Here is a 26,936-nt window from a genome sequence, read left to right on the forward strand (position 1 = left end):
CTGCCAAACAAAAACCCCGGCTTGAGTGAACTGACCCCGTAAAGTTGGACGGTTCATTGAGCTGGTAGATTTAAGGGCTGGGTCCTGTATTGCACAGGGGCCAGCCCTTTCAGTTTCAGTTTGATGCGGCGGTGGTTGTAATAGTCGATGTAGCGCTCGATGGCCTTATCGAGGCTTTGGACAGTTTCGAACCTTTCCGGGTGGAAGAGCTCGGACTTGAGCGTGGCGAAGAAGCTCTCCATCGGTGCGTTGTCGAGGCAATTGCCTTTGCGTGACATGCTTTGTGCAAGGCCTCTGGTTTCCAGCCTGCGCTGGAATGCCGACATCTGGTACTGCCATCCCTGATCGGAATGCAGGGTCGGCCGTTCGTCCTCATTGAGCCGGGCGAAGGCTTTGGTCAGCATATTGTCCACCAGTTTGAAGCGCGAGCGGCGCGCCGTCTCGAAGGCGACGATCTCGCCATTGTAGAGGTCCATGATGGGAGACAGGTAGAGCTTGTCGCCGGCCACGCTGAACTCCGTCACGTCGGTCACCCATTTGCAGTTGGCGCGGTCGGCGCTGAACTTGCGCTGCAACAGATCGGGAGCGGTCCGCCCAACCTCGCCCCTGTAGGAACGATACTTCTTCGGCCTGACCAGTGACTTCAATCCCATCTCGGCCATCAGGCTCTGGACGGTCTTGTGGTTGACGCCTTGACCCAACTGGCGCAGTTGCGCGGTCACCCGGCGATAGCCGTAGCGGCCCTTGTGGCGGTCGAAGATGGCCTTGATCGCCTCCTTCAGCGCCACATGGCGGTCCGGGCGCGAGGCCGCCTTTTGCCTGTAATAGAACGTGCTGCGCGGCAGCTTCGCCAGATCGAGCAGGCCCTCAAGCGGATGCAACGGCCTTAACGCCTGGACGGCTTGTGCTTTTTGGGCGCGTGTCCCTGCGTTAAGGCCTCCAGTTTTTTTAGGTAGGCGTTCTCCATCCGCAGTTGCTTCAGTTCGGCCAGCAGTTCTTCCCGGCTTTTGGCTTCGTCACTGGGTGCAACAGGCACTGCGGGGGCCGGCGGCTTCGACATGGGGCGTCCTCCGGGACGTCGGCCGAGTGCCTCTATCCCACCCGCATGATAGCGCTTCTCCCAGCCCGCCAGGCAACTGGCATTGCGGATATTGAACAACGCCGCCGTCTGGCGATACGACAGACCTTCTCGCCACATCCGCTCGAGCACTGACAGCTTGAACGTCGCGTCGTAATGATCGTATTTGCCCGACAGGCCCGCCCAGCCATGCGCCTGGTACAAAGCCACCCACTTGCGGACAGTCGCCGCGTCAACTCCACGCTTCGACGCCGCACTCGCGTAGCTTTCATCCCCGCACAAATAGCTATCGACAACCGAGCGCTTGAAACGCGCACTGTGTTTGGACATGCAAAACCCCCGAAGGTTGTGTCCAACTTTCGGGGGTCAGTTCATGAGACCGGGGTTTTGTTCTGGATCGTCTGCCGGCTCAGTTGCGCGGCGGCCAGACCTGGTCGCTCATCCCCATCTTGGGCTCGCCCAGCAGCGGCGTTTTCAGCGCATGCACACCATTGACCGAAAACAGCCAGATGATGTTGCGGTCATATTCGGTGAACACCGCGAAGCTGGCATTGTCGAAGGTGTAGTCGGGCATTTCAGATGTCGTCGGGGAACGCGGCACGAAATAGCCTGATATCTTCGGCTGTGCGGGATCCTCGACGTCGAAGATCTGCAGCCCGGCATTATAGAAGGCGTAAGGCACGATGCCGTTGCGACCATGGCCCGGTTGGTGCGTGGTGCCCGAGCGCTTCGGTCCGAAGCTGCCCTTGCGCTGGCAATAGTCGGTGAACCTGGCTTCCTTCGGCGGGACAGGCCGCGGCAAGGTCGCCACCACCTTGGGTGCGGCGACGTCCTTGGCGTCGATCACCAGCACGTCCTTGTAGGGCTCGTAGCAGTTCGAGTTCATCGGATAGCCATTGGCGAAGACGTAGCCGGTGCGCGCGTACTGGCTGGTGTCGACATTGTCGAACTCGGTGCCGGCAAAGCTCGGCGCAATACTCACATGCCCCTTGATCTCGGGCTTGTCGGGATTGGCGAGATCGAAGGTGTAGAGCCCCAGGCCGCCCATGGCGCCGAAGGCCACCTTGCCACCCTTCTCGACCGGGGTCGGCAGGAACGGCGGCATGCGCGAACCCATCCACGACGTCCGGTTTCCCGCGCGTGGGTTCATGAGGTACGCGTCTTCGCTCGCCTTGTCGCCGACCACCTGGCCGGGCACCGTCACCTGGCTGACAAAGACCGGATTGGCCGGGTCCGACATGTCCCAGACCTGGTAGCCCGGCGAATGCAGGTAATCGGGATATTCGGTCAGCGCGTAGGAATCGTCGGGTGCAGCCGACAAATACATGTATTTGCCGCCAAACCAGGCCGGCGCGTCGAGCGAGCCCGAACCCTCCTGCTCCCCGATCGGCGCATCGGGGTTCTTGGTGTCGGTGGTGCGTGTGGCGATCAGTTTCCAGTCGTCGGGCGTCGGCCCGTTCATCTCGTAGACCTTGAAGCCCTTGAGCGAATTGTACTTGCGCAAGGTCTCGACGATGTCGGGCTGGGTGCGCTTGTTGTCGAGAATGCCGAAGCGGCCGATCTCGTAGGAGGCGACGACGACGTTCTTCTGGAGTTTTTCGCTCCAGGCGATGGTGATGCCGCCGAAATAGTCCTGGACTGTCTTGGCGTCCCAATCCTCGCTCGAGCCCTCCGGCCCCCACACGCCGCCCTTGGAATAGACGACCTTGGCCTTGGCCGGGTCGGTGATGTCGAGCACGCGCATATAGTCGCGGTCATGCACATACATGTAGCGCTTGCCGTCGAAGTCGGCGACGTCGGGCCAGGCATGCCAGGGCGAGCTTACTCCAGGATAAAACGCGATCTCCTCGACATTGTGGCTGTAGCTGTTGTCGTCCCAGGCCTCGAGCTGGCCGGGAAAGGCCGGGCTGTCGCCCAAGGGCGTGGCGCGTGGCGCGCGGAACGTGCCGTCCTCCGCCATGCCATAATCCTTGCCCGGCTCCAGCGCCGGCGGCGCCTTGTCGTAGGTCAACGCGTTCCACTGCTTGAGGTAGGGGTCGGCAATGTTGATCTCCGTCGGCACCTTGCTGCCCCAGTCGGCGGCCCGAGCCACGCCGGCCGTCAGCGCCAGCACCGAACAGCCGATCGCGATAATCCTAGGTGTCATGACGTCCCTCCCGACGGTTGGCCGCCAGCCCGCGTTCCTCGCTTAGGGCCTATGGCGGAGTGGTCAGTTGAGGAAAGTTCGGTCAGTCAGAAAAGTGAATTTTCAGCACACAGCTATGAGCAGTTGGCATAGATGAGTATTGAGGTGAATGAATTTGGATACACAGATCGCCAAGGGCATGCAAAATGCGATTGCGCCGCACTCAAACACATCTGCGATATTGGGAGAGAATGGAGTGGTGATCCCGACAGGAATCGAACCTGTGACCTACAGATTAGGAAGCTTCCTCAATCCCTTGTCATGCAGGGCGCGTAGGCGTCCATGTTGCGTCTATGTCGCGTCGCTCATCTAGATTGGTTCGTCCGCACGGTAGTCGTGAACCACTTGGAGATGCGCACGGCTGATGTCGATACTCAGTTGTGCCAGCTCTCCCAATATCTTGCTCTGGGCGTCGGGGCCAATATCGGAATTTCCGCTTTTCGGGTCGACCTGAAGAACAGGATGACCGATCTTAAGGAAGTCGAACAGATAATGGGAGTGGACTAATCGATTGCGGCGCTGTCGTTCGGCGTGAAGCCGAGCAACAAGTTCGCCAAATCGTTTGACCCAATCTCTCGACTTCGTCCCCTTGCATTGGTGGGATTTTCTTTAAATTCCTTCTAGACAGCGTCAACTTTCTGGTTGTTCGTCATATCTGCTAGCCGTTGTTTTGACTGCGCCCAGTTGTCATGATCCCACCAGAGTAGCAAGCTTTGCTCTATTTTAGATTCAATCCACTGAAAAACGATGACGTACTGGCCAATCATGGCGAGAAATTCGCTTGTTACCTTCTCTTGTTCTTCGTCCGTCATCAATTCCTCAGTAGCGCTGCCTCGGCGGACTCCAATTCGGAGGCGTCATCGACCCGGGGAAATAAATGGGAGCAGTCAGGGTTCGCTGCGCTCAGTTTCCCTGCGGCGGCAGTCGATGAGTTTTTCCGAAATGCGGGAAAACTCTGAAGAACCATCCCTTCACCTTAGCCCGCACGGCACGGCGGAACCGCTTCCACGACGACTGATAAGGCTTCTCAGCGAGACTGTCCGGCGGCCACGGCGGTTGCCGAAGATTGAACTGGACTCCTAGGGCTTGCTTCAAAGCTGCCAGGACCGGCTCAGAATGCCGAGGGTCAATGTGGACGTTATTGTCCGAGAGCGACGGGATGATTGAGCCATCTGGGTTGCTGTAGCCCGCCCGGAAATCCACGAAAGCAACGCCCATCATTGCCATGCGGTCGTTCATCCTGTCGCGGATCGCCTTCGCGTTGGCCCGGCATGCCTCTTCATTTTCGTACCCCTCATACTCCAGATAGGCCGGATTGAACGGGCCGATGCATGCCAATGCCAAACGCGCCGGGCACCTTGCCTTAAATTGATCCAGCGCCGCCTGGAACCTGTCGCAAAGTGCATCGGCTTCCTCGACAGAAGATCGACCGTTTCGACGTGCGACCCGCGCTACATGAACGCGACTGTCAATTTCACCAAACGACAACACAAGTACATCACCGCTAACCGGCCGGCAGTTCTTAGGAACCAATGACGCGATGCCATCGCGAGCGGCCCGATGCATTGTCCTCGGCCCACGCCAATAAATCTTGGCCTCAGCAATACCGGCAAAGCTGAATAGAGAGTGGCTGTCGCCGAGCGTCATTAGAACCATAGCGCCTCATAGCACAGTCGCTGACGCGCGTTCCACCACCCTCACAGGTTCAGCGAAGCGAACGAAGCATCCAGGTCTAGCCGCCGTTGGACAAGCACGGACTGATCGGCGATGTCGGCCTGGTCTTCAAAGTTGCGCAGATCCGCTGCTGATAGAATTGGCGCCCTCTCAGCTCTGCCAACACTCGCGAAATAATCGTAGAACTTCCAATGCCCGCCTATATCGCGTAGGTGCATCCACACGCTTGGAACGCCTAGAGCATCGGCGGCGATCAGGCCGTGAAGGCTGGACGACATTATGAAGTCGCATGAGGCGATTTCTCGTGCGGTGCCGATGACGTCTTCTGTCCCAAGATTGATAGCCGTTGAGTTCGGTGTCTCATTCAACATGGTTCGCACCATGGCGTAGTCACCATCTTCGGGGTGCACAATTATGCCCCATCGATGCGCCTTCGCTGTTGAGGGAGTAAGTCGATCAATGAGTATCGCTGGATCGCCCATCGGAACCTGTTTCCCGAGCCCGAGCAAGTCGCGCGTCTTAGGACCGCGAACAGAGCGAATGTCCAACCACCGCCAGCCGGTGGTTCGCTCTGTTCCGAACGACCCCGATCCCCAGACAACAATTCGGTTGAGACGAAGCTTCGCCAAGCGCTTGCGGTGGCCAGCAATGACGTCATCAAGGATGCTACCAATTGAAACCATATCGCATCGGGATATGCTTGCGTAGGCAACATCTCTGCCTGAGAGCATCTCGATCAGCTTGGGTGAGAGGGTGTCCCCAAAGTTGGGGCGGACGAGCGCACCGTCCCAGTACAGTTTTAGCGGCCTTCGTTTCATTAGGAAGTCCATACATAAGCCGAAGCTGTAGTTCCACCCTTTTGAATGTCTTCGTCAGCCTGCTCCCGTTCCGCTTGGCGCAAATTGCCTCGAGCAGGTCCACGGCTTCATGGTCGCGCTCCACAAGCGCAATTGCGCTATCCAAGCAGCGCTGTCGCTGTCAGGCAGGCGACAACTAGCAGCGCAGTGATCATCACAGCGGCATAAAACCAGTCCTGCCAAGTTCGAGGCGATAGCGGCACTATAGGGTTTAACGTTGTTTCGAGCTCGATCAGGTCGAGCCCTTGAGGGATCCAGTTGGAATCCTTCAGAAACCGCGTCGCGTCAGGGGCGAGATGAACGTCATCCTCAAATATGCACCCGAATTCATCGGTGCCACTGGCAACTACCTTCCACGCCTCGATGTGACTTAGGAAGCACCCGAGTTCCCCGCCGGTCCATCCCGTTCCAACGACATGGGATATGTGATCGTCACGCAAGTTGTTCTTGTCGATGGCTGCAATGCGTTCAAAATCTAGCCCCAATGACGCGAACGAATCCGACATCCATTGAAGTCTATCGGTTGCGGCATCAAGGTTGATCACGAAAAGGCGCATGGTCCAGTCTTATCGCTACTGGTATGCGTCTGCCGGCCCCCTTTCGAAGGCACGGCAGCGCGGCCACTGGCGCGACATCAACCCCAGTCCAAACAGACGTGAGGTAGTTGCTCTACTGTGATCCGGTTTCGAATTCGATCCAGGCGCGGTGTCAGTTGCGGGAAAAGGCGGTCATGGGTCTCGACCAACATCGCACCAATGCTGCGATAGATGCCCGACTCAAACAGCGCTTCCAAACATTCGACCTCAGCACCTTCGATGTCCATCTTGATCACCGAAACGGGCTCGCGCAGATCCCGTAGGAATTGCACTAGGTCGATAACCTCCACCTCGATCTGGCTGCCGCTCACATGTTCGTGGGTCTCAAGCAGCGACGACGACTGTGTCTTGCCAACATTCGCTATATCGGGCCGCTGATAAAAAACAGCGGTACGCGCCGAAGCGCCGACCGCCTTCGGGATGATTGTGACCCGGTCATTGCGTCCAAATCGCTCGACGAGAACCTGCCTGGCGACCGGATCAGGTTCGAATGCGATCACCCGCATCCCGTACGCAAGCGCACGGTTGGTCACATCCCCGACGTTCGCACCGAGATCAACGAATAGTCCGCCACGAGGCGCAGACTTCATAAGCTTGTAGAAGGTGTATTCCGCCTTGCGCGTCGGGTTCGGCGGTCTCTTCCAACGCCGATACAAATGCCACCGCACCATGAATTCCGGATAGCTCTCGCTAAACATCCCGCCAACCCCCAATATTAGCCCGTAAGGTTGGTATCGGCATCGGTGTAGATTGGCAATTGGAGCGCCTAACTCTGCCTGACCAAATCTGGTGCCGGCTGATCGGTCACTTCAACCGTCTTCGAATTTCACTTGGATCGTCCGCCTAATCATCGGCGGCATCATCCTGGCCATCGTTGCCTTCATGATGGGGGGAGGCTTCAAGCTGCCCTAACGACCGCCGCGCCCTCTGCTTATGTCGCCCCGCTGCCGAAATGTGGCGGGGCCTTTTTTTGCTTACGCGCTTCCCAGATGATCTCAGCCACGCTGAAGAACCTTTGTCTTTTCGCCGAGGTAGATCAGGACAAAAAAGGCGCCGATGGTGACAACCCAGTGTGTATGCATTCCGATCAGCGCACAAAAGATGAAGCCGGTAATAACGATGGCTCCCTGCTTGACGGATTGATTGGCTGCCCGGGCATGCCGGATCATTACGGCGAGCAAAGCTACCCAGGCCATCAGCAGAAAAACGTGTGGTCCCAATAACCCAAGATGCCGCAGGTAGAAGGTCAGAGGCAGTATCGCAAACCCGACCAATATTACTGACCAAAGTGCGCTTGGCGGCTTCTTCATAGGCATGGTCCATTCACGGTACAAGATCGATGCCTTCCCGTTATAGCCCACCAGAGGTTGAGAATTTGTTTGGCAGAGCCGCGAGCGCCCGTGCAGATCGACCGTGCGCGGTCTGGCTCCGGCTGGCGGGCTTTGTTGCGCTCTAAGCGCTCCCGTCCCTCTCGCCGTCTTCTTCCAGCATCCGTACCGGCAGATACCGCCTTTCTCCAGCCATTCCCGGATCATGGTTCGCAAGAGGTCTTGCCCGGGTCATCTTGAGATCGGCCGCCAGCGCGTTGACTGCCTCGTCGACATCCTGGTCGAGGACGATGCCTTCGGTGTTGCTCAGCCTGAGCGCCGCCCGTCGCAGCATGATCTGCAGGTCGGCGCGGCTGATATCCGCGATCCGATCTGATGCGTCGTCGAGCTCGGCAGCGGTGTCGGCGCGTGTCATGCCGGCAGCGTATTCAGGTAAGGGCGGAATTCAAGGGACGGGGTTCCGCAGCACGCCAACCCCGCTGGCTTCGGCTTGAGCCTTTTGCGTTTTAGCGCCCTTCACATCTACCTTGATTTACCGGCCGTTAACGCTGCAGCGCCACCGTGGCTGAAGCGGCCATGTTTGCAGTACCGCCGACTAACCACCCAATCACCCCGCTGCCGAAAGGTAGCGGGGCTTTTTGTATATTTAAGTCCCTGTTCCGCCATGATGGATCGGCGTTACGATCGGGGCCAAACTCGTCATCTCTCGATCGTGCTCTTTCCCGCAATGGGGACATTGGATTATTTCGAGTGTCTTGCCACCGGGCACATTGCTGCCAGTCCATGTCACGGAGAACTGCTTCCTGCATTCTGGGTTTTTGCACGTCTGCGTCACTGTTCCGTCCCTTTCAAAAACTTGCGTCCCAGCTCACCGAAATCACCGCCAATGTTGTCCCGAGGAAGCAGGCGGCCCGCACGATCCATGCATTGACACGTTCGACAAGGGATTTGCCTCCCATCGTCTGTATCTCCCAGCCGCGTAGGGCGATAGCACTCCAGAGCAGGATAATGCCGCCCAAGACGCCAACGACCATTGCAACTCCGGGACGTTCCCCCAACTCCTTCAATGCAATCCGACCGAATAGCAGCCCGACAAGCCCTGCATAGGCCATGAGCCCCAAGGAAGAAGCCCATCCCGAACGCAGGCTCTCAAGCTGCGTGCGTTTGACTGCGATCATCTTCGCCAGCAATTCGGCATCGGGCGGGAGGTGTCGGCTCGCGTTGTCATCGAGAAGATCAGCTTTGAGAAAGCGATCCGGAGCGAATGCAGCCAACGTGGACAGGCGCATCATTTGCCAAAGCGACCCCATGTCCCCCCCCCGCAGTCCGCGCGCCATGTCGCGTTGCATGTCGCGTCGACTAGCCGAGTGTGAGTGAAAACCGTTGGAAATCAAGGGAACTCAGTTGCAACATGATGCGACATGTCACCAACATGAATCAGAAACTAAGTCCTTGATTTTGTTGGTGATCCCGACAGGAATCGAACCTGTGACCTACAGATTAGGAATCTGCCGCTCTATCCTACTGAGCTACGGGACCACTCGGCTGCACACATAGCGGCTTCGAGCGGATTCGCCAACGGTTTTTGGCGGGCCGGTTGTGAAACGTTTTGGCGGTTGCCGGGCTGGCCAAATGCTGTTGCCGCGTCCAGGGCCGGCGGGCGGCCATGGACGTATTTGGGCGGCGAAGGTCAGGCCGCGAGCGCCGTCTCGGCGAGGCGGACCCAGTAGCTGACGCCGTGCGGGATGGCTTCGTCGTTGAAGTCGTAGGCTGGGTGGTGGAGGTTGGCGGTGTCGCCATTACCGATGAAGATGAAGGCGCCGGGGCGGGCTTCGAGCATGTAGGAAAAGTCCTCGCCGCCCATCAGCGGCTGGATCGCCCGGTGCACCTGCGGCTCGCCGGCGACGGAGGCGGCGACATCGCCTGCGAACACGGTCTCGTTCTCGTGGTTGAAGGTGACGGGGTAGTTGGCGTCGTAGTCGAGCTCGATCGCCGTGCCGGTGGCTTCCGCGACGCCGCGGCAGATGGCGCCCATGCGCTCCTCGGCGAGCTTGGCGATTTCCTTCTTCAGCGTGCGCACGGTGCCGGCAATGACAGCCTGCTCGGGAATGATGTTGTAGGCTGTGCCGGCGAGGAACTTGGTCACCGAAACGACGATCGCCTCGGCCGGATCGGTGTTGCGCGAGGCGATTGCCTGCAGTGCGGTCACCAGCTGGCTGCCGGCGACGATCGGGTCGATGGCGCGGTGCGGCATGGCGGCATGGCCGCCCTTGCCCTTGACGGTGATGGTGAACTCGGCGGTCGCCGCCATGATGGCGCCCGGGCGGATGGCAAACTGGCCAACCGGCAGGCTCGGCATGTTGTGCATGCCGAACACCTTCTGGATGCCGAAGCGCTCCATCATGCCGTCCTTGACCATCTCGTTGCCGCCGCCGCCGCCTTCTTCGGCCGGCTGGAAGATGACGGCCACTTGGCCGGCGAAATTGCGCGTCTCGGCGAGATATTTGGCGGCACCCAGAAGCATTGCCGTGTGGCCGTCATGGCCGCAGGCATGCATCTTGCCAGGTACTGTCGAAGCATAAGGCTTGCCGGTGATCTCCTCGATCGGCAGCGCGTCCATGTCGGCGCGCAGGCCGACGACGCCGCCGGCGCCGAGGCTGCCCTTGATGATGCCGACGACGCCCGTCTTGCCGAGGCCGGTGACGATTTCGTCGCAGCCGAATTCCTCGAGCTTGGCTTTGACGAAGTCGGCGGTCTCGAAGACGTCGAAATTGAGTTCCGGCTTCTGGTGCAGGTGACGGCGCCAGCCGGCGATCTCGTCCTGCATTTCGGCGGCTCGGTTCAGGATCGGCATGTTGGTCTCGACTTCCTGTGTGTTGGACCGTCTGTTTGTTGAGCCAGGGGTCCGGATTCGCAATTGTGATCGCTAGAGATCTGCCATCTTGGCGTCACATAGGTTATTTAGCAGCGGCGGCGACGCCGTGGCCATGGGTCTTTCGTACCGGCCAGCGCGTTGCCATCCCGGTTTACGGAAATCTTATGGACGGCCGGCTATGATCGGCAAGAGGCGATTTCGGATTTGATGATGAAGATTAGGTTCGTCAGAAGCATGCTCCTCGGCCTAACGGTCGCAACCGTGCTGGGCGCTGTCCCCGCGTCGGCCAATCCAGCGATGCTGTTCGACGTCAATTCGGGCGCCGTCATCGAGCATCAGGACGCGTTCAAGCGCTGGCATCCGGCCTCGCTGACCAAGCTGATGACCGCCTATACCACCTTCCGCGCCGTCCAGGCTGGCGAGCTGGCGCTCAATTCGCCGATCAAGATCTCCAAGAAGGCGGCGGCCTTCCCGCCGGCCAAGATGGGCTACAAGCCGGGTTCCGTGCTGACGCTCGACAACGCGCTGAAGATCATCATGGTCAAGTCGGCCAACGACGTGGCGGCGGCGATCGGCGAAAATGTCGGCGGCACGCCAGAGGCCTTCGCCGCACGGATGAACGCCGAGGCGCAGCGCCTCGGCATGGCCGGCAGCCACTGGGTCAATGCCAACGGCCTGCACGATCCCGAGCAGTATACGACGGCGCGTGATCTCGCGATCCTGGTCAGGGCGATCCGCCTCGAATATCCTGAATATGCCGCCTATTTCGACATCGAAGGCATCATTGCGGGCAAGGCCAAGCTCAAGAATTTCAACCCGCTGGTCGGCCGGTTCCCTGGCACCGATGGCATGAAGACCGGTTTCGTCTGCGAATCCGGTTTCAACCTGATCGCCACCGCCACCCGCGACGGCAGGACGCTGGCAGCCATCGTTCTCGGTGCCGATTCACCAGACAATCGCGCCGAAGAAGCGGCGAAGATGCTGCAGACCGGATTCGTCCGCAACGGCGCCTCGGTCAGCGTTACAGGGCTTGCGCCCTATGGCGACAACCGCGACGTCGCGACGAGCATGCGCGAGGAAGTCTGCTCGCCCAAGGCCAAGCATGCGGCGTCCGATGGTCCGACCGAAGCGGGGGCAGCACCGGACAAGGTCTCGATCATTCCAGAAATGACGCGCCAGCGTAATTGGGTCACGGTCAGCCTGGGCGGCGCCACCGGGCCGATGCCAAAGGCGCTCGGCGGCCGCGACATCGTCGTCGAAACAGGCGTGCCGCTGCCGACCTGGCGCCCCGACAGGCCGGCACCGATTGGTGCTGCCCCTGTCGCTGGCAAGGTTCAGGCGCGCTCGTGAATTCGCAGGCAGTTTTCCCGATCCCGGTATCGGTGCTGACCGGCTTTCTCGGCGCCGGCAAGACGACGCTGCTCAACCGGCTGCTCAAGGATCCTGAGCTGACCGACACGGCGGTCATCATCAACGAGTTCGGCGACGTCGCCATCGACCATCTGCTGGTCGAAAAGGCCTCTGACGGGGTCATCGAACTGTCCGATGGCTGCCTCTGCTGCACCGTGCGCGGCGAACTCGTCGACACGCTGGCCGATCTCGTCGACCGGCTGCAAACCGGCCGCATCGCCAGGCTTTCGCGGGTGGTGATCGAGACCACCGGCCTTGCCGATCCGGTGCCGGTGCTGCAGTCGATCATGGGGCATCCCGCACTCATCCACGCCTTCCGGCTAGACGGCGTCATCACAGTCGTCGATGCGGTCAATGGTGCAGCGACGCTCGACGCCCATGTCGAGGCGGTCAAGCAGGTAGCGGTGGCCGACCGCATCGTGTTGACCAAGGCCGACCTCGTTGACGATGCCGAATGGCTCGATGCGCTCAAGGCGCGGCTTGCCCGCATCAATCCGGGCGCCGAAATCCGCGAAGTCGAGGGTGCGGCGGTGGCAAGGCTGTTGCAGTGCGGGCTTTACGACCCGGCGACCAAGACCGCCGACGTGCGCCGCTGGCTGGGCGAGGCGCAAGCGCATGACCATCACCATCACGGTGACCACGGTCACCATCATCACCACGGTGACCATCATCATGATCACGACCATGGCCACCATCACGACAGCCGGGTCGGCTCGTTCTCGCTGACGCACGCCGGCGCGCTGCCGTTCTCGACGGTCGAGATGTTCCTCGACCTGTTGCTGTCGACGCAAGGCGACAAGCTGTTGCGGATCAAGGGCATCGTCGAACTGCTGGAAGACCGGGAGCGGCCGTTGGTCATCCATGGCGTGCAGAAACTGCTGCATCCGCCGGCACGCTTGCCGTCATGGCCGGATGCGGTTCGCGGCACAAGGCTGGTGCTGATCGGCATCGACCTGCCGCGCGACTATGTCGAACGCCTGTTTGCCGCCTTCGTCAACAAACCTGCCATCGACACGCCGGACCGCGAAGCGATGGAAAACAACCCGCTGGCGATCGCCGGGCGGTAGGATCCTGTCGCTGCCTCCAAGGGACGCACCGACTCCGAACTCAGCTTCCGCGTTCGACCAGAAAGCGGTGGCCGCCTGCGACCGGCGTCGTTTCGACCAGCCTGTGGCCGGCCTCCTGGCAGAAGGCCGGGATGTCGATGACAGCCAGCGGGTCGGTGGTTTCGAGCCACAACAGCTCGCCCGGTGACATGTCGGCGAGCCGGCGCTTGGCCTTGAGCACGGGCAGGGGGCAATTGAGCCCCCTGAGATCGTAGATTTCGGTGGTTTCGCCCACGCCGATCAGCTGCCGAACAGGTTGAGCAGCTTCTTCTTGAGCTTGGTGGCAGCTCCTGCCTCTTCGGCGGGAGCCGCCTGGGCGGCCTGCGTCGGCGCTTCGGTCACTGCGGGCTGTGGCTGCGGCACGGCGGCGGTCTCGACCTGCTGCTGGGCGGCAAGCTTGGCAGCCTTGGCGGCAGCGATGGCTTGCGCCTTTTCCTCGGCAGCCTTCTTCTTGGCTTCCGCTGCCGCATCGAGCGCTGCCATGCGGCGGCCTTCGGCCGAATCGATACGGCCCATGCGGGCGGTGGTCTGGACGATGCTGCCGTCCTGGGCCATCGCCGGCGGCTCCAGGGTCACGCGCTCGCCGCGGGCACGGCGCTTGGTCCAGTCCGAAACGATCGCCGCTTCCTTGATGCCGGCAATCGTCGGCTTGGGTGCGGGAATGTCGCCGCCGGTGGCGCTGGCAAAAGCAGCGTCATACTTGCTCTTGTAGGCCTGATAGGCCGTCTGCAGCGCTTGCGGCTGGGTCACTGCCGGGCATGCGCCGGTCGGATTGAATGTGCCGCCCGCTTCCGGAACTTGGTTGAAGACGTAGCGCTTTTCGCAGACGTCGACCTTCGGCGGAGATTTTGTGATCTCGAAATGGTCGTAGCCTTCCTTCAGCATCGCCCAGAACTGGTAGTTCGGGTCGTTGCGATAACGCGCCATGTTGGCAGCGGTCATGCGGAACGGATAGGACTGAACCTGGAATTCGGTCTGGCCGCCCTTGAAGGCATCGCGCGCGAAGGCGTAGATCTCCTCGATCTGCGCATCGGTCATCGAGAAACAGCCTGACGACGAGCAGGCGCCGTGAACCATCAGGTTCGAGCCGGTGCGGCCGTTGGCGCGGTCGAAGGTGTTGGGATAACCGATGTTGAAGGCGAGGTGATAGCTGGAGTTCGGGTTCATCTGTCCCGGACGCACGGTGTAGAACCCCTCCGGCGACTGGCGGTCGCCCTCGGTGAACTTGGGGCCGAGCTTGCCCGACATCTTGCAGATGTCGTAGCTGGCAACGATGTCGTAGCGGCCGTTGGTCTTCTGTTTCCAGACTTCCAGCTTGCCTTCTTCCTTGAACACGCGCGCCAGCACGGGCGAGCTCTTGTTCATGCCCTTGGCCTTCATCTCGGCCATGATCTTGGCCGAAAGCTGGCGGTTGGCGTGCTGCGGCACGAAGTCGGTCACGGAGGATTCCGAACAGCCTGCCACCGCAAGGGCAGCGAGAAGCAATCCGGCGCGTGCGATATTGGCGATCATCGGTCTAAATGTCGTCTCTACATTGCAGTCATGGCGCATGCGCCAACGACCGGCCCGTCCTGGTACTGCCTCGACCTTAGGGTCGTTAACCTTGAAAATTCCTTACCGCAAGTTCCTGGCCCGTCCCACGCGCGAAAAATCACGGCAAGTTCATTGAGCCGGGCGAGGCGGCATTTTTGTGGCGAAACCATGCCCTGGCCCATAGGCCCCACAGTTTGTGCAATCACAGGCTGCGCATCGCGCCTTGCGCAAATCGATTCCGATTTTCGGGCGGATGCTAGAGGCTGCGGCCGATGGAGAGGTACTTCTCGCGGCGCTGCTCGCGGAAATCGATGTTCGAGCCGTTGAATTCGGCGAAAGTCTTGGCGATCAGGTCGCCGGTGGCCGAAATCACTGCCTCGGCGTTGCGGTGAGCGCCGCCCAGCGGCTCGTCGATGATCTTGTCGATGATCTTGAGCGAGAGCAGGTCCTGCGCGGTGATCTTCATATTGGTCGCCGCGTCCTTGGAGCGTGTCGTGTCGCGCCACAGGATGGAGGCTGCACCTTCAGGCGAGATCACCGAATAGATCGCATGTTCGAGCATGAACACCCGATTGGCGGTGGCAATGGCGATCGCGCCGCCCGAACCGCCTTCGCCGATGACGACGGCAATCGACGGCACCTTGAGGCCGAGGCAGGCGGAGGTCGAGCGCGCGATGGCTTCGGCCTGGCCGCGCTCTTCGGCGCCGACACCGGGATAAGCACCTGCGGTGTCGACGAGCATGACGACGGGGATGTTGAACCGGTCGGCCATTTCCATCAGGCGCACGGCCTTGCGGTAGCCCTCGGGGCGGACCGAGCCGAAATTGTGCTTGAGGCGGCTCTTGGTGTCGTTGCCCTTTTCCTGGCCGAGCACCAGCACCGGCTCGCCACGGAAGCGGGCGAAGCCGCCGACCATGGCATTGTCTTCGCCGAAATTGCGGTCGCCGGCCAGAAGCGTGAAATCGGTGAACAGGCCGTTGATGTAATCGAGGCAATGCGGGCGGTCGGGGTGGCGCGCCACCTGGACCTTCTGCCAGGGCGTCAGCGCCTTATAGGCGTCGCGCAGGGCATCACGCGAGCGCTTCTCCAGCCGCTTGATCTCGTCGCCGACATCGACGGCCTCGCCATTTTCCGCAAGCTTCTTGAGCTCGAGGATCTTGCCTTCGAGATCTTGGACCGGTTTTTCGAAATCGAGGTAATTGTACATTGGCGAGCGGACTACCACGCTGAAAATTTGAGGCACCGGGGGCCGGGACTGTGGCACCGCGCCAGTGGAACGTGGCACTCACATAGCGATATGGGCCCTAATCGGCAAGCGGATGATGCTCGTTGACCAGTTTCAACAGCCTTTCTTCCAGCACATGGGTGTAGATTTGCGTGGTCGAAATGTCGGAATGGCCAAGCAATTGCTGCACCGCGCGCAAGTCGGCGCCATTCTGCAGCAGGTGGCTGGCAAAGGCATGGCGCAGTACGTGTGGCGAGATTTTCGCCGATGCGATGCCAGCGCGGGCGGCCAGACCCTTGAGTTCTCTGGCGAAGACCTGGCGCGGCACGTGCCCGCTTTCCGACGAAGCCGGGAACAGGAACGGACTTTCGACCAGCCGTGGGTTGGCATTGCGGTCACCCAGCCAGCGCCGCATCGCCTCGCGCGCCTTGGCTGACAGCGGCACCATACGGTCCTTCTCGCCCTTTCCGCGCACGACGAAGAAGCGCTCGTCGCGCAGCGCCACCGTCAGCGGCAGGCTGACCAGCTCCGAAACGCGCAAGCCGGTGGCATAGAGCACCTCGACAAGCGCGTGCAGCCGGGTCGCCGCCAGGCTGTCGCCCTCGGCGGATTCGCTCGCTTCCATCGCCGCGCGGTCAAGCAGCCGGCCTGTTTCGGCCTCGCTCATCGTCTTGGGCAGCGGCCGATCCTTCTTCGGGCTGTCGAGGACGCCGGTGGGGTCGTCGGTTCGCAGGCCTTCGGCATAAAGGAAGCGGAAGAACTGCCGGAGTGCCGACAGCTTGCGTGCCTGTGAGGTCGCTGCGAAGCCGCGGCCGGCAATGTCGTCGAGATAGCCGCGGATGGCTGGGGCGTCGGCGTCGGCGAGGCGGCCGCCGAGAAATTCCGAGGCGTCTTCGAGGTCGCGGCGATAGCTGGCCAGCGTGTTGTCGGCAGCGCCACGCTCGGCACTCATCATTTCGAGGAAGGCCTCGATGCGCGCGCCGCTCTTCATTTGCCGCTTTTCATTTTTTGGGCGCGAGCTTTTCCGGTGGAATGCGCACGGTGATTTCTGCCTTCTTCGGCTCGACGAACATCACCAGCGCAAACATGGCGCCGTATGCGATGCCCGCCAGAACAGCGAGCGTGACAAGGAACCGGAAAAGTGTCGGCATCGATGTGTTTGCCCGTCTGTCCTATCCTGTGCCCTTATGGGACGCCGTCACAGGCAATTCAAGGGCGCGTTTGCGGTCATGCGCTTGACGCAACGGGGCTTTTCATGTCGATACGCCGGCGAAAGGGACGCCATGACACCCGACGCGCAGACTCCATTTCCCGAAGGCTCCGTAGCCGCCCTGCTCGAACGGCTCGGCACCCGTTCGATCGTTTTCGTCGGCCTCATGGGCGCCGGCAAGACCGCCATCGGCCGCAAGGTCGCGCAGTCGCTCGGCCTCGGCTTCATCGACAGTGACCACGAGATCGAAAGCGTGTCGCGGATGACAATTCCCGAGCTCTTCGAACGCTATGGTGAGGTCGAGTTCCGCGCGCTTGAACAGCGCGTCATAGGCCGCCTCCTGGAAGGGGGCCCGCAGGTTCTGTCGACCGGCGGCGGCGCCTTCATGAATGCACAGACCCGCGCGGCAATCGCAGGCCACGGCGTTTCGGTCTGGCTCAAGGCCGAGCTCGACCTTCTGATGGAACGCGTTTCCAAGAAGCAGAACCGGCCGCTGCTGCAGAACGCCGATCCGCGCGCGGTGCTTTCCAAGCTGATGGACGAGCGCTACCCGGTCTATGGCCTTGCCGACCTGACGGTCGCGACGCGCGACGACCGCAAGGAGGCGATCGCCAGCGAGGTCATCGAAGCGCTGTGCAGCCATTTCGGCGTGCCCGGCAGGATTCACGTTTCGGAAGGCTCGGAGGATCACGAATGAGCGTCGTCACTGTCGAAGTCGGACTTGGCGACCGCGCCTATGACATCCTGATCGGCCCGGGCCTGATCGCGCGCGGCGGCGAGCTGATCCAGCAGCGTCTGCCCAAGGCGCGTTGTGCCATCGTCACCGACGAGAATGTCGCTGCTGCCCATCTCGAACCGCTGGTCGAAAGTCTCACGGCTGTCGGCAATGCGCCTGCTGTCATCACACTGCCAGCCGGTGAAAAGACCAAGAGCTTTTCCTCGCTGGAAACCGTTGTCGACCAGATCATTGCCGCCCGGCTCGAGCGCGGTGATGCGGTGATCGCGCTTGGCGGCGGCGTCATCGGCGATCTCACCGGCTTTGCCGCCGGCATCGTGCGGCGCGGCATGAATTTCGTGCAGGTGCCGACCTCGCTGCTGGCGCAGGTTGATTCGTCTGTCGGCGGCAAGACCGGCATCAACAGCCCGCGCGGCAAGAACCTCATCGGCGTCTTCCATCAGCCGAAGCTGGTGCTGGCCGACACCGCGGCCCTCGACACGCTGCCGCTGCGCGAATTCCGCGCCGGTTATGCCGAGGTCGCAAAATACGGCCTGATCGACCGCCCGGATTTCTTCGCCTGGCTGGAGCAGAACTGGCAGGAGGTCTTTTCGGGTGGTGCGGCTCGCATCGAGGCTATAGCGCAGTCCTGCCGCGCCAAGGCCGACGTGGTTGCCCGCGACGAGTTCGAAACCGGCGACCGGGCGCTTCTCAATCTCGGTCATACGTTCGGTCACGCGCTTGAAGCTGCCACTGCCTATGACGGCGCACGGCTGGTGCATGGCGAGGGTGTTGCAATCGGGATGGCGCTGGCGCACCGCTTCTCGGCCAGGCTCAATCTGGCAAGCCCCGACGATGCGGCACGCGTCGAGGCGCATCTGCGCGCCGTCGGCCTGCCGTGGCGCATGTCCGACATCCCTGGGGACCTGCCGGACGCCGATGCGCTGTTCAACTACATTACCCAGGACAAGAAGGTGTCGCGCGGCGCACTGACCTTCATCCTGACGCGCGGCCTCGGCCAGTCCTTCATCGCCAAGGACGTGCCGGCCTCCGAAGTGATTTCCTTCCTCAAGGAGCAGCGTCAGGGATGATCGAGGCCGGCTGGATCGCTGCGGGCGCGCTGTCGGGGCTGGTCCTTGCCGGGCTGGCCTTCCGCGAGCGGCTGCTTGCCTCGCTCGGCTACGAATTGATTGCGCTGACGCCGCAGCGTTCCGGCCACGCCGAACTGCGCGGCGCGGTCGATGAACTCCATCGCGACGGCCAGGTGGTCAAGCAGGACCGCGACCAGGTCGGCGGCCTGCTCGACCTGCATGAGCTCGAGGTGTCGGACGTGATGGTCCACCGAACCAACATCCGCTCGATCAATGCCGACATGGCGCCCGAGACACTGGTGCGCGAGATCCTGCAGAGCCCCTACACCCGCATGCCGTTGTGGCGCGGCTCGCTCGACAACATCGTCGGCGTCGTCCACGCCAAGGACCTGCTCCGCGCGCTCAATGACGTCGAAGGCGACTATTCACGCGTCGACGTGCCGAAGGTCGCCTCCAAACCCTGGTTCGTGCCCGACACGACCTCGCTTCAGGAACAGCTCAACGCCTTTTTGCGGCGCAAGGCGCATTTCGCCATCGTCGTCGATGAATATGGCGAGGTCGAAGGGCTGGTGACGCTGGAAGACATCATCGAGGAGATCGTCGGCGAGATCGCCGACGAGCACGACATCGATATTCAGGGCGTCAAGCAGGAGGCCGACGGCTCCGTGGTCGTCGATGGCACCGTGCCGATCCGCGACCTCAACCGCGCGCTCGACTGGCACCTGCCGGACGACGAGGCGACGACGATCGCCGGCCTCGTCATCCACGAGACCCAGTCGATCCCCGAGGAAAAGCAGGCCTTCACCTTCCACGGCAAGCGCTTCATCGTCATGAAACGCGACAAGAACCGCCTCGCGCGGATCAGGATCAGGCCCGCGGTGGTCGAGCCTCAACCGGCCGCAGCGCGTCCGCCGAAGTAACACCCGGCCACAAGACCCGACCTGTCGCCAGGCCAAGCACCGCTCCCGCCAGTTGGGCCGCGATGAATGCCGGCGTGTCGGCGGGCGCGATGCCCGCGAATGTATCGGTCAGCGCCCGCGCGATGGTCACAGCTGGATTGGCGAAGGACGTCGACGAGATGAACCAGTAGGCCGCAAAGATGTAGAGACCGACGGCGGCGGGCGTCGTTTTGGGTGCCTGGGCAATGCAGCCGAAGATGGTCAACACCAGTCCAAAGCTTGCGACTGCCTCGCCGAGCCATTGGCCCGGGCCGGTTCGGACCGTGGTCGAGACCTGCAGCAGCGGCAGGTCGAACATCGCGTGCGCCAGCAATACGCCCAGTATCGCGCCGCTCGCTTGTGCTGCGACATAGGGCGCGACCAGCGACCATGCCAGGCGCCGGTCGAGCGCCGTCACGAGGCTGACTGCTGGGTTGAAATGCGCGCCGGAGATTGGCGCGAGAATGGTGATGAGCACCACCAGCATGGCCCCGGTGGCCAGAGCATTGCAGAGCAGTGCCAGCGCTACGTTACCCTGCGCAAGCTGCGCCGCCATGATGCCGGAGCCGACCACGGTTGCGAGAAGGAAGGCACTTCCTAGGCATTCGGCAAGCAATCGCCGCGCGAGCAAAGCGCTCACGTGCCGGAATCGCCTGCTTTTGTGCTGGCACCTTCCATCTTGCCGATATCATGCAGATGTGCGGTCAGCGCCATGCGGTCGAGGCTGGTGATGGGCAGCGCGGTGAATGCCCTGATGCGGTTGCGCATGTATTTGAAGGCGGTGACGAAAGCTGCTTCCTTTTCGAGGTCGGTGCCTTCGACGTGGCTCGGATCCTCGATGCCCCAATGCGCGTTGGCCGGATGGCCGAGCCAGACCGGGCAGGCTTCGCCCGCCGCGTCATCGCAGACGGTGAAGATGTAGTCCATCTCCGGGGCGCCGGCAGCGGCGAACTCATCCCAGGTCTTCGAGCGGAAGCCGTCGGCCGGATAGCCATAGCTTTCAAGCACCTTGAGCGCGAAGGGATTGACGCTGCCCCTGGGCTGGCTGCCGGCGGAAAAGGCGTTGAAATGCGGTGCCCCATCCTTGCGCAGAATGCCCTCGGCGAGGATCGAGCGGGCGCTGTTGCCGGTACAGAGGAAAAGCACGTTGAAAGGCCGGTGGGTCATGGCATTACTCCGATGGCGTGCAGCAGGGAGACAATTCGGCGAGCAGCGGCGCGCAGATCTCCGGCTTGCCGTCGCAGCAATCCTGCAGCAGGAACAACAGCACATTGCGCAGGGCAGGGAGGTTGGCGCGGTAGATGATCGAGCGCCCCTGGCGGTCGCCGGTGGCGAGGCCGGCGCGGGTCAGCACGGCCAGATGCGCGGACATGGTGTTTTGCGGCACGTCGAGTCGACGTGCCAGGTCGCCGGCGGCAATGCCGTCCGGCTCGGCGGCGGCCATCTGGCGAAAGGCCTCCAGCCGTGTCGGTTGGGCCAGCGCGGCGAGAGCGTCGATCGTGTCGTTTGTATCCATATATCCAGACTAATGGATGTATGTGACAGGCAAATGACGAGGCAGCGCGGGGCTGGGCTCAACAATCGTCCAGAAAAAAACTACCAGCGTGTCGCTTCGCCGGGGGCTGCCGGCTCGATCGCCAGTGCGTGCAGGCCGGCCTTGAGTTCGGCCGCCAGTGCGTCGTTGACGGCGCGGTGGCGGTCGATGCGACTCATGCCGGCAAAGGCGGGGGCGACGATGCGGATGCGGAAATGTGTCTCGCCTGACCCGTCGAAGGTGGCGTGATGGCCGCCGTCGACATGGTGGTGGCCGGCATGCAGGTGGCTTTCATTGAGCACGACGAGCCGCTCAGGCGAAAATGCCTGGTTCAGCTTCGTTTCGATAGTCGCCTGTATGGACATCGGTCTCGCCTTTCACCACATGTGTCGCCGCGACCAATCATGCCTTCGGGCAAAATTGGGCCGCAAATCAGGCGTTAGGGCCAACATCCTCGAAATGTCAATTCTTGTTTCGCCGCGCCAAGAGGCGGTAAATACGATCAGATGAAGCCGTACCCAAAATATTTCGACAAGATCCGCGTCCGGCCCGATCCGGAAGCGGAGGTGAAGTCGCATGCCCCGCTCTGCCAGTGGGACGGCTGCAAGCAGCCGGGAACGCACAAGGCGCCGGTCGGCCGGATGCGGGAAGGCGAGTACTTCCGCTTCTGCTTCGATCACGTGCGCGAGTACAACAAGGGCTTCAACTACTTCTCCGGCCTCGCCGACGGCGATATCGCGCGTTTCCAGAAGGAAGCGCTGACCGGCCACAGGCCGACCTGGACCATGGGATCCAACGGCTCGGCGCGTTCGGCGCCCGATTTCGCCCAGCAGCGTTCGGGCCGCGCCGGCTACTACAGCCGCATGCGCGATCCGCATAACCCCTTCGGTGCACAGGGCGCGCCGCGCCAGCGCAAGGCGAAGCCCTTGGAGGCCAAGGCACTGGAGACGCTGGGACTCGATTCGCGCGCCACCGGTTCCGATATCAAGGCGCGCTACAAGGAACTGGTCAAACGCCACCACCCCGACGCCAATGGCGGCGACCGAGGTTCTGAAGACCGCTTCAGGGATGTGCTCCAGGCATATCGCGTGCTCAAGCAAGCGGGATTGTGTTGAGCCAGCCGCGGTCGCGGCCTTTTTCCAACTTTCATCTGGTCGGAAAAGGCTTTATGACCGCCCCCGAAGAAAATTCGATTGCCGGCGTGGCCTGAAGCCACGCGCGTGGAGACGCTATGAACAAGGTCGATCGCGACATCACCAACCTGCCTGATACCACGGTGTCGGTGAAAGACACCTTCGGCTTCGATTCGAAGATGGTCGTGCCGGCCTATTCGGCCTCGTCGGAGCATGTGCCCGACATCGATCCGGACTATCTGTTCGACAAGGCAACGACCATGGCGATCCTCGCCGGCTTCGCCTACAACCGCCGCGTCATGGTGTCGGGTTACCACGGCACCGGCAAGTCGACCCACATCGAACAGGTCGCCGCCCGTCTCAACTGGCCGATGGTCCGCGTCAACCTCGACAGCCATGTCAGCCGTATCGATCTGGTCGGCAAGGACGCGATCGTCGTCAAGGAAGGCATGCAGGTTACCGAGTTCAAGGACGGCATCCTGCCCTGGGCCTACCAGCACAATGTCGCGCTCTGCTTCGACGAGTATGACGCCGGCCGCCCCGACGTGATGTTCGTCATCCAGCGCGTGCTGGAATCGTCGGGCCGCCTGACCCTGCTCGACCAGAGCCGCGTCATCCGCCCGCACCCGGCCTTCCGTCTGTTTGCCACCGCCAACACCGTCGGCCTCGGCGACACGACCGGCCTTTATCACGGCACCCAGCAGATCAACCAGGCGCAGATGGACCGCTGGTCGATCGTGACAACGCTGAACTACCTGCCGCACGACAACGAAGTGAACATCGTCATTGCCAAGGCCAAGCACTACCGCGACGCCAAAGGCAAGGAGATCGTCAACAAGATGGTCCGCGTCGCCGACATGACGCGCTCGGCCTTCATCAATGGCGACCTGTCGACGGTCATGAGCCCGCGCACCGTCATCACCTGGGCCGAAAACGCCGAGATATTCAGTGATGTCGGCATGGCCTTCAGGCTCACCTTCCTGAACAAGTGCGACGAACTCGAACGCTCCGTCGTTGCCGAGTTCTATCAGCGCGCCTTCGGCGAGGACCTGCCGGAATCGGCTGCCAACGTCGTGCTGGGATAAGAACGGGCTCAGATGGCGGGGCCGGGCGACAACACACGCAACAAGTCGAAGACGGGTTCTGAAGCCGACAGCTTCAAGCGCGCCATGACCGTCTGTATGCGTGCCATTTCGGGCGACAACGGCCTCGAAGTGGCCTTCGCCAAGGAGCGGCCGGCGCTTGCCGGCAATCGCGCCCGCCTGCCCGAACTGCCGAAAAAAGCCTCCGCCGGCGACATCGCCGTTACCCGCGGCCTCGGCGATTCCATGGCGCTCAAGCGCGCCTGCCACGATGGCCGCATCCATGCCCGCTTGGCACCCGAGGGCAAGCAGGCCCGCGCCGTCTTCGATGCCGTCGAGCAGGCTCGTGTCGAGGCGATCGGCAGCCGTGCCATGGCAGGCGTTGCCCAGAACATCAGCTCGATGCTCGAGGACAAATACGCCAAGGCCAATCTAGCCGACGTCACCGAGCAGTCGGAAGCGCCGCTCGAGGAAGCGCTGGCGCTGATGGTGCGCGAGAAGCTGACCGGCCAGCCCGTTCCCAAGAGCGGCGAGCGCATGGTCTCGCTCTGGCGCGAATGGGTCGACCAGAAGGCGGGTGGCGATCTTGACGGCCTGCTCGGCAGCCTCGAGGACCAGCAGGCCTTTGCCCGCGTCGTCCGCCACATGCTGGCCTCGCTCGAGATGGCCGAGGAATATGGCGACGACCAGGAAACCGAGGACAACGAGGACCAGGACGACGACCAGCCGCAAGGCGAGGAGCAGAGCGAGGAGGGCGGCGAAGACGATTCCGGCTCCGAGCAGGCGCAGTCCGAAGACGCCGAATCCAGCGCCGAGGAAGAGCAGTCCGGCGAGATGGAGGCGTCCGACGCCACTTCCGACGAGATGTCCGACGACGATGACGTCGATTCCGAGACGCCGGGCGAGGCGCGCCGCCAGGACAACCCCTTCGCCAACCTGCCGCGCGAAATCGACTACAAGGTCTTCACCACCGCTTTCGACGAGACGGTGGGTGCCGAGGAGCTGTGTGACGAGGACGAACTCGACCGTCTCCGCGCCTTCCTCGACAAGCAGCTCGCCAATCTGTCTGGTGTCGTCGGCCGTCTCGCCAACCGCCTGCAGCGCCGCCTGATGGCGCAGCAGAACCGCTCCTGGGACTTCGACCTCGAAGAAGGCTATCTCGACCCCGCACGCCTCGTGCGCGTCGTCATCGACCCGATGCAGCCGCTGTCGTTCAAGCAGGAGCGCGACACCAAGTTCCGCGACACCGTCGTCACGCTTGTGCTCGACAATTCTGGCTCGATGCGTGGCCGTCCGATCACCGTTGCCGCAACCTGCGCCGACATCCTGGCGCGCACGCTGGAGCGCTGCGGCGTCTCTGTCGAGATCCTCGGCTTCACCACGCGCGCCTGGAAAGGCGGACAAGCACGCGAGAAGTGGCTGAAGGACGGCAAGCCGCCGAATCCCGGCCGCCTCAACGACCTCCGCCACATCATCTACAAGTCAGCCGACGCGCCGTGGCGCCGCGCCCGCCGCAATCTCGGCCTGATGATGCGCGAAGGCCTGCTCAAGGAAAACATCGACGGAGAAGCGCTGCTCTGGGCGCACCAGCGCCTGATCGCACGACCCGAGCAGCGCAAGATCCTGATGATGATCTCGGACGGCGCGCCGGTGGACGATTCGACGCTGTCGGTGAATCCGGGCAACTATCTGGAGCGCCATCTGCGCGCCGTCATCGACCTGATCGAGACGCGCTCGCCGGTCGAGCTTCTGGCGATCGGCATCGGCCACGACGTCACGCGCTACTATCGCCGTGCCGTCACCATCGTCGACGCCGAGGAACTGGCCGGTGCGATGACCGAGCAGCTCGCCTCGCTGTTCGGTGAAGAGAGTGCGCGCGAGAACCGCCGCGGCGGCTTCCGGCGCGCCGGATGAGCTTGTCCATGGCCCGGCTGCGGCACCTTGCTTGCGCTGCCTTGGCGGCGCTCGCGCTGTCGGCATCGCTCACCGCGTCCTCGCGCGCCGAGCAGCCTGCCATCGAGCGCATCGAGATATCAGCCCGTCCCATCGCCCGCTTCCAGATCGGTCTCGACCAGAAGATCTTTGGTCCGCTCGAATTCGTCGGCGGCCTCGAAATGACCTCGTCGTCGCGCAATCTCGGCGCGCTGTCGGCCTTCCGCTTCCTCAAATCGGGGAGCGACTTCATCGGCGTCGCCGACACCGGCTTCTGGTATTTTGGACGTGTCGCCCGCGATTCCGCGATGCGCCCGACGGGCATCGAAAACTTCCGCATGGTGCAGATGGTGGACAGCTCCGGCGGCGCCATCGAAAAGAAATGGCAGGCCGATGCAGAGGGCCTTGCGGTGAAGGACGCTATCGCTACCGTCGGCTTCGAGCGCACCCACCGCATAGCTCAGTACCGCATCGATCCCGACAACATGCAGCCGCCGTTCCGCGAGCTCGATTTCCTCGTGCCGCGCAACGAGCTCAGGACGAATCGCGGCTTCGAGACCGTCGCCTATTCCACTGAGAAGGGCGGGCTTGTGGTGGTGTCGGAAAAGAGCCTCGACACATCAGGCAACATCTTCGCCGCGATCATCGAGGGGCCCAAGAAGGGCGTCTTCACGGTCAAGCGCAACGGCGAGTTCGACATCACCGACGGCGCCTTCCTGCCCGATGGCGACCTGCTGCTGCTTGAGCGTAGCTTCTCGATGGCTTCGGGCGTGAAGATGCGGCTCCGGCGCATTGCCTCCGAGACAATCGCCAGGAGCCAGGTCGCCGACGGCCCGGTGCTGCTGGAGGCCAACATGGGCTACCAGATCGACAACATGGAAGGGCTCGACGTCTGGCAGCGCAGCGACGGCGCGCTGATGGTATCGCTGGTCTCCGACGACAACCATTCGATCCTGCAGCGCAACCTCTACCTGGAATTCATCCTGCACGGCGATTGAACGACGATTTTCCGCTATTGTCGGCGCCTGCGATGCGGGAGCCAGCCATGTCGTCCGACGTCACCAGCCTCATTGACCGCTACTGCGCGGTCTGGAACGAACCCGACGCCGACAGTCGCAAGGAGCTGCTCGAAGCCGTCTGGGCCGAGCGGGCGACATACACCGACCCGCGGGCCGACACTGTCGGTGCCGATGAGCTTCTGGTGCATATCGCAAGTGTCCGGATGAGCCGCCCCGGTGCGAAGATCGTCCGCACCACCTCTGTCGATCTTCATCACGGCGTTGCCCGTTTCGGCTGGCGCGTCGTCGAGGCCGACGGCACGCCGCTGCCCGAAGGTCTTGATATTGCCGAGCTTTCGCCCGACGGGAAGCGCATCGCGCGCATCATCGGCTTCTTCGGGCCGATGGTAGCGATCTGATCTGCCTGAACTTGCCC

At 62.1% G+C, this 26,936-nt stretch carries 29 protein-coding genes, 1 tRNA gene and 1 pseudogene; 10 read left to right on the forward strand and 21 right to left on the reverse strand.

Features of this window, described 5'->3' with window-relative positions:
* Positions 1-53: 53 nt before the first annotated feature.
* The 12 genes and pseudogenes from SLT36_RS07685 to SLT36_RS07740 form a co-directional block, all read right to left on the reverse strand.
* Positions 54-1,408, reverse strand: a protein-coding gene (locus SLT36_RS07685; RefSeq protein ID WP_432286643.1) for an IS3 family transposase whose coding sequence is annotated in 2 segments (ribosomal slippage) — positions 54-929 and positions 932-1,408 — 1,353 coding nt in all. Because the reading frame shifts where the segments join, the coding sequence is not laid out codon by codon here.
* A 79-nt stretch (positions 1,409-1,487) separates the two neighbouring features.
* A complete protein-coding gene (locus SLT36_RS07690; RefSeq protein WP_432286644.1) occupies positions 1,488-3,224 on the reverse strand; it encodes a hypothetical protein in 1,737 nt (578 codons plus the stop codon).
* 659 nt (positions 3,225-3,883) lie between these two features.
* Positions 3,884-4,075 carry a hypothetical protein gene (locus SLT36_RS07695; RefSeq protein ID WP_432286646.1) on the reverse strand — a complete coding sequence of 64 codons (192 nt, stop codon included), beginning with the start codon at positions 4,073-4,075 and terminating at the stop codon, positions 3,884-3,886.
* Between the two features lie 91 nt (positions 4,076-4,166).
* Complete coding sequence (locus tag SLT36_RS07700; protein ID WP_432286648.1) at positions 4,167-4,910, reverse strand: SGNH/GDSL hydrolase family protein; 744 nt, start codon at positions 4,908-4,910, stop codon at positions 4,167-4,169.
* 50 nt (positions 4,911-4,960) lie between these two features.
* Entirely contained in the window at positions 4,961-5,755 is a 795-nt protein-coding gene (locus SLT36_RS07705; RefSeq protein ID WP_432286650.1) for a polysaccharide pyruvyl transferase family protein, read from the reverse strand.
* Between the two features lie 137 nt (positions 5,756-5,892).
* Positions 5,893-6,351 carry a glycosyltransferase family 25 protein gene (locus SLT36_RS07710; protein ID WP_432286651.1) on the reverse strand — a complete coding sequence of 153 codons (459 nt, stop codon included), beginning with the start codon at positions 6,349-6,351 and terminating at the stop codon, positions 5,893-5,895.
* Positions 6,352-6,428: 77 nt separating this feature from the next.
* Positions 6,429-7,088 carry an FkbM family methyltransferase gene (locus tag SLT36_RS07715; RefSeq protein ID WP_432286653.1) on the reverse strand — a complete coding sequence of 220 codons (660 nt, stop codon included), beginning with the start codon at positions 7,086-7,088 and terminating at the stop codon, positions 6,429-6,431.
* A gap of 297 nt (positions 7,089-7,385) precedes the next feature.
* Positions 7,386-7,706, reverse strand: a complete 321-nt coding sequence (locus tag SLT36_RS07720) for a hypothetical protein (protein WP_432286654.1) — start codon at positions 7,704-7,706, stop codon at positions 7,386-7,388.
* Between the two features lie 136 nt (positions 7,707-7,842).
* A pseudogene (locus SLT36_RS07725) lies at positions 7,843-8,133 on the reverse strand (ribbon-helix-helix protein, CopG family).
* 433 nt (positions 8,134-8,566) lie between these two features.
* Positions 8,567-9,067, reverse strand: a complete 501-nt coding sequence (locus SLT36_RS07730; RefSeq protein WP_432286656.1) for a hypothetical protein — start codon at positions 9,065-9,067, stop codon at positions 8,567-8,569.
* A 113-nt stretch (positions 9,068-9,180) separates the two neighbouring features.
* Positions 9,181-9,257 (reverse strand) — tRNA-Arg (locus SLT36_RS07735).
* A 151-nt stretch (positions 9,258-9,408) separates the two neighbouring features.
* Complete coding sequence (locus SLT36_RS07740) at positions 9,409-10,572, reverse strand: M20 aminoacylase family protein (protein ID WP_067957538.1); 1,164 nt, start codon at positions 10,570-10,572, stop codon at positions 9,409-9,411.
* 228 nt (positions 10,573-10,800) lie between these two features.
* Here SLT36_RS07740 and SLT36_RS07745 point away from each other — a divergent pair, with 228 nt between their 5' ends.
* Positions 10,801-11,943, forward strand: a complete 1,143-nt coding sequence (locus SLT36_RS07745) for a D-alanyl-D-alanine carboxypeptidase family protein (RefSeq protein WP_432286658.1) — start codon at positions 10,801-10,803, stop codon at positions 11,941-11,943.
* The gene (locus SLT36_RS07750) at positions 11,940-13,070 is read left to right on the forward strand and encodes a CobW family GTP-binding protein (RefSeq protein ID WP_432286659.1); all 1,131 of its coding nucleotides are present in this window, start codon (positions 11,940-11,942) and stop codon (positions 13,068-13,070) included. Before SLT36_RS07745 ends, SLT36_RS07750 begins: the two co-directional genes overlap by 4 nt.
* Positions 13,071-13,110: 40 nt before the next feature.
* On the opposite strand, the gene SLT36_RS07755 is transcribed toward SLT36_RS07750, so the two are convergent.
* The 5 genes from SLT36_RS07755 to SLT36_RS07775 form a co-directional block, all read right to left on the reverse strand.
* Entirely contained in the window at positions 13,111-13,344 is a 234-nt protein-coding gene (locus tag SLT36_RS07755; protein WP_432286661.1) for a sulfurtransferase TusA family protein, read from the reverse strand.
* A gap of 5 nt (positions 13,345-13,349) precedes the next feature.
* Positions 13,350-14,621 carry a L,D-transpeptidase family protein gene (locus SLT36_RS07760; protein ID WP_432286663.1) on the reverse strand — a complete coding sequence of 424 codons (1,272 nt, stop codon included), beginning with the start codon at positions 14,619-14,621 and terminating at the stop codon, positions 13,350-13,352.
* A gap of 277 nt (positions 14,622-14,898) precedes the next feature.
* Entirely contained in the window at positions 14,899-15,849 is a 951-nt protein-coding gene (locus SLT36_RS07765) for an acetyl-CoA carboxylase carboxyltransferase subunit alpha (protein ID WP_432286664.1), read from the reverse strand.
* A 97-nt stretch (positions 15,850-15,946) separates the two neighbouring features.
* Complete coding sequence (locus SLT36_RS07770) at positions 15,947-16,858, reverse strand: site-specific tyrosine recombinase XerD (RefSeq protein WP_182575159.1); 912 nt, start codon at positions 16,856-16,858, stop codon at positions 15,947-15,949.
* Positions 16,859-16,868: 10 nt separating this feature from the next.
* Positions 16,869-17,018: a histidine kinase gene (locus SLT36_RS07775; protein WP_115730645.1), complete on the reverse strand. Its 150-nt coding sequence runs from the start codon at positions 17,016-17,018 to the stop codon at positions 16,869-16,871.
* A gap of 132 nt (positions 17,019-17,150) precedes the next feature.
* On the opposite strand from SLT36_RS07775, the gene SLT36_RS07780 reads away from it, so the two are divergent.
* Genes SLT36_RS07780 through SLT36_RS07790 form a run of 3 tightly spaced genes read left to right on the forward strand, consistent with a single transcriptional unit; the run spans position 17,151 to position 19,803 of the window.
* Positions 17,151-17,774: a shikimate kinase gene (locus SLT36_RS07780; RefSeq protein WP_432286665.1), complete on the forward strand. Its 624-nt coding sequence runs from the start codon at positions 17,151-17,153 to the stop codon at positions 17,772-17,774.
* The gene (gene aroB, locus SLT36_RS07785; RefSeq protein WP_432286667.1) at positions 17,771-18,883 is read left to right on the forward strand and encodes a 3-dehydroquinate synthase; all 1,113 of its coding nucleotides are present in this window, start codon (positions 17,771-17,773) and stop codon (positions 18,881-18,883) included. The genes SLT36_RS07780 and aroB overlap by 4 nt, the downstream gene beginning before the upstream one ends.
* Entirely contained in the window at positions 18,880-19,803 is a 924-nt protein-coding gene (locus SLT36_RS07790) for an HlyC/CorC family transporter (protein ID WP_154386100.1), read from the forward strand. The genes aroB and SLT36_RS07790 overlap by 4 nt, the downstream gene beginning before the upstream one ends.
* Here the strand turns inward: SLT36_RS07790 and SLT36_RS07795 are convergent.
* The 4 genes from SLT36_RS07795 to SLT36_RS07810 form a co-directional block, all read right to left on the reverse strand.
* Positions 19,751-20,461: an aquaporin gene (locus SLT36_RS07795; RefSeq protein ID WP_432286669.1), complete on the reverse strand. Its 711-nt coding sequence runs from the start codon at positions 20,459-20,461 to the stop codon at positions 19,751-19,753. The genes SLT36_RS07790 and SLT36_RS07795 overlap by 53 nt on opposite strands.
* Entirely contained in the window at positions 20,458-20,988 is a 531-nt protein-coding gene (locus tag SLT36_RS07800) for an arsenate reductase ArsC (RefSeq protein WP_432286671.1), read from the reverse strand. Before SLT36_RS07800 ends, SLT36_RS07795 begins: the two co-directional genes overlap by 4 nt.
* Positions 20,989-20,992: 4 nt before the next feature.
* Positions 20,993-21,337, reverse strand: coding sequence for an ArsR/SmtB family transcription factor (locus SLT36_RS07805; protein WP_432286672.1), 345 nt, complete (start codon positions 21,335-21,337; stop codon positions 20,993-20,995).
* Between the two features lie 80 nt (positions 21,338-21,417).
* Complete coding sequence (locus tag SLT36_RS07810) at positions 21,418-21,720, reverse strand: BolA family protein (protein WP_310328086.1); 303 nt, start codon at positions 21,718-21,720, stop codon at positions 21,418-21,420.
* A gap of 141 nt (positions 21,721-21,861) precedes the next feature.
* Between SLT36_RS07810 and SLT36_RS07815 the strand changes: the two genes are divergently transcribed.
* From SLT36_RS07815 to SLT36_RS07835, 5 genes are all read left to right on the forward strand, one after another.
* Positions 21,862-22,470 (forward strand): J domain-containing protein, encoded by a 609-nt coding sequence (locus tag SLT36_RS07815; RefSeq protein WP_154386105.1) that lies wholly within the window; start codon positions 21,862-21,864, stop codon positions 22,468-22,470.
* Between the two features lie 116 nt (positions 22,471-22,586).
* Positions 22,587-23,573 (forward strand): cobaltochelatase subunit CobS, encoded by a 987-nt coding sequence (gene cobS, locus SLT36_RS07820; RefSeq protein ID WP_432286674.1) that lies wholly within the window; start codon positions 22,587-22,589, stop codon positions 23,571-23,573.
* Between the two features lie 12 nt (positions 23,574-23,585).
* On the forward strand, positions 23,586-25,484 hold the full coding sequence (gene cobT / locus SLT36_RS07825; RefSeq protein WP_432286676.1) for a cobaltochelatase subunit CobT: 1,899 nt from the start codon (positions 23,586-23,588) through the stop codon (positions 25,482-25,484).
* On the forward strand, positions 25,481-26,500 hold the full coding sequence (locus tag SLT36_RS07830; protein WP_432286677.1) for an esterase-like activity of phytase family protein: 1,020 nt from the start codon (positions 25,481-25,483) through the stop codon (positions 26,498-26,500). The genes cobT and SLT36_RS07830 overlap by 4 nt, the downstream gene beginning before the upstream one ends.
* 47 nt (positions 26,501-26,547) lie before the next feature.
* On the forward strand, positions 26,548-26,919 hold the full coding sequence (locus tag SLT36_RS07835; protein WP_432286678.1) for a nuclear transport factor 2 family protein: 372 nt from the start codon (positions 26,548-26,550) through the stop codon (positions 26,917-26,919).
* Positions 26,920-26,936: the final 17 nt, after the last annotated feature.

It is taken from the genome of Aminobacter sp. BA135 (genome assembly GCF_050859125.1).
Classification (GTDB): Bacteria; Pseudomonadota; Alphaproteobacteria; order Rhizobiales; family Rhizobiaceae; genus Aminobacter; species Aminobacter ciceronei.

What these genes read in the sequence shown, in the direction of transcription:
- SLT36_RS07760 (WP_432286663.1), bottom strand. Translation starts at nt 14,621, where the DNA reads ATGATCGCCAATATCGCACGCGCCGGATTGCTTCTCGCTGCCCTTGCG.
- SLT36_RS07710 (WP_432286651.1), bottom strand. Translation starts at nt 6,351, where the DNA reads ATGCGCCTTTTCGTGATCAACCTTGATGCCGCAACCGATAGACTTCAA.
- cobT (WP_432286676.1), top strand. Translation starts at nt 23,586, where the DNA reads ATGGCGGGGCCGGGCGACAACACACGCAACAAGTCGAAGACGGGTTCT.
- SLT36_RS07745 (WP_432286658.1), top strand. Translation starts at nt 10,801, where the DNA reads ATGATGAAGATTAGGTTCGTCAGAAGCATGCTCCTCGGCCTAACGGTC.
- SLT36_RS07690 (WP_432286644.1), bottom strand. Translation starts at nt 3,224, where the DNA reads ATGACACCTAGGATTATCGCGATCGGCTGTTCGGTGCTGGCGCTGACG.
- SLT36_RS07780 (WP_432286665.1), top strand. Translation starts at nt 17,151, where the DNA reads ATGACACCCGACGCGCAGACTCCATTTCCCGAAGGCTCCGTAGCCGCC.
- SLT36_RS07800 (WP_432286671.1), bottom strand. Translation starts at nt 20,988, where the DNA reads ATGACCCACCGGCCTTTCAACGTGCTTTTCCTCTGTACCGGCAACAGC.
- SLT36_RS07730 (WP_432286656.1), bottom strand. Translation starts at nt 9,067, where the DNA reads ATGCAACGCGACATGGCGCGCGGACTGCGGGGGGGGGACATGGGGTCG.
- SLT36_RS07810 (WP_310328086.1), bottom strand. Translation starts at nt 21,720, where the DNA reads ATGTCCATACAGGCGACTATCGAAACGAAGCTGAACCAGGCATTTTCG.
- SLT36_RS07695 (WP_432286646.1), bottom strand. Translation starts at nt 4,075, where the DNA reads ATGACGGACGAAGAACAAGAGAAGGTAACAAGCGAATTTCTCGCCATG.
- SLT36_RS07835 (WP_432286678.1), top strand. Translation starts at nt 26,548, where the DNA reads ATGTCGTCCGACGTCACCAGCCTCATTGACCGCTACTGCGCGGTCTGG.
- SLT36_RS07790 (WP_154386100.1), top strand. Translation starts at nt 18,880, where the DNA reads ATGATCGAGGCCGGCTGGATCGCTGCGGGCGCGCTGTCGGGGCTGGTC.
- aroB (WP_432286667.1), top strand. Translation starts at nt 17,771, where the DNA reads ATGAGCGTCGTCACTGTCGAAGTCGGACTTGGCGACCGCGCCTATGAC.
- SLT36_RS07830 (WP_432286677.1), top strand. Translation starts at nt 25,481, where the DNA reads ATGAGCTTGTCCATGGCCCGGCTGCGGCACCTTGCTTGCGCTGCCTTG.
- SLT36_RS07705 (WP_432286650.1), bottom strand. Translation starts at nt 5,755, where the DNA reads ATGAAACGAAGGCCGCTAAAACTGTACTGGGACGGTGCGCTCGTCCGC.
- cobS (WP_432286674.1), top strand. Translation starts at nt 22,587, where the DNA reads ATGAACAAGGTCGATCGCGACATCACCAACCTGCCTGATACCACGGTG.
- SLT36_RS07700 (WP_432286648.1), bottom strand. Translation starts at nt 4,910, where the DNA reads ATGACGCTCGGCGACAGCCACTCTCTATTCAGCTTTGCCGGTATTGCT.
- SLT36_RS07770 (WP_182575159.1), bottom strand. Translation starts at nt 16,858, where the DNA reads ATGAAGAGCGGCGCGCGCATCGAGGCCTTCCTCGAAATGATGAGTGCC.
- SLT36_RS07805 (WP_432286672.1), bottom strand. Translation starts at nt 21,337, where the DNA reads ATGGATACAAACGACACGATCGACGCTCTCGCCGCGCTGGCCCAACCG.
- SLT36_RS07775 (WP_115730645.1), bottom strand. Translation starts at nt 17,018, where the DNA reads ATGCCGACACTTTTCCGGTTCCTTGTCACGCTCGCTGTTCTGGCGGGC.
- SLT36_RS07815 (WP_154386105.1), top strand. Translation starts at nt 21,862, where the DNA reads ATGAAGCCGTACCCAAAATATTTCGACAAGATCCGCGTCCGGCCCGAT.
- SLT36_RS07720 (WP_432286654.1), bottom strand. Translation starts at nt 7,706, where the DNA reads ATGCCTATGAAGAAGCCGCCAAGCGCACTTTGGTCAGTAATATTGGTC.
- SLT36_RS07740 (WP_067957538.1), bottom strand. Translation starts at nt 10,572, where the DNA reads ATGCCGATCCTGAACCGAGCCGCCGAAATGCAGGACGAGATCGCCGGC.
- SLT36_RS07715 (WP_432286653.1), bottom strand. Translation starts at nt 7,088, where the DNA reads ATGTTTAGCGAGAGCTATCCGGAATTCATGGTGCGGTGGCATTTGTAT.
- SLT36_RS07765 (WP_432286664.1), bottom strand. Translation starts at nt 15,849, where the DNA reads ATGTACAATTACCTCGATTTCGAAAAACCGGTCCAAGATCTCGAAGGC.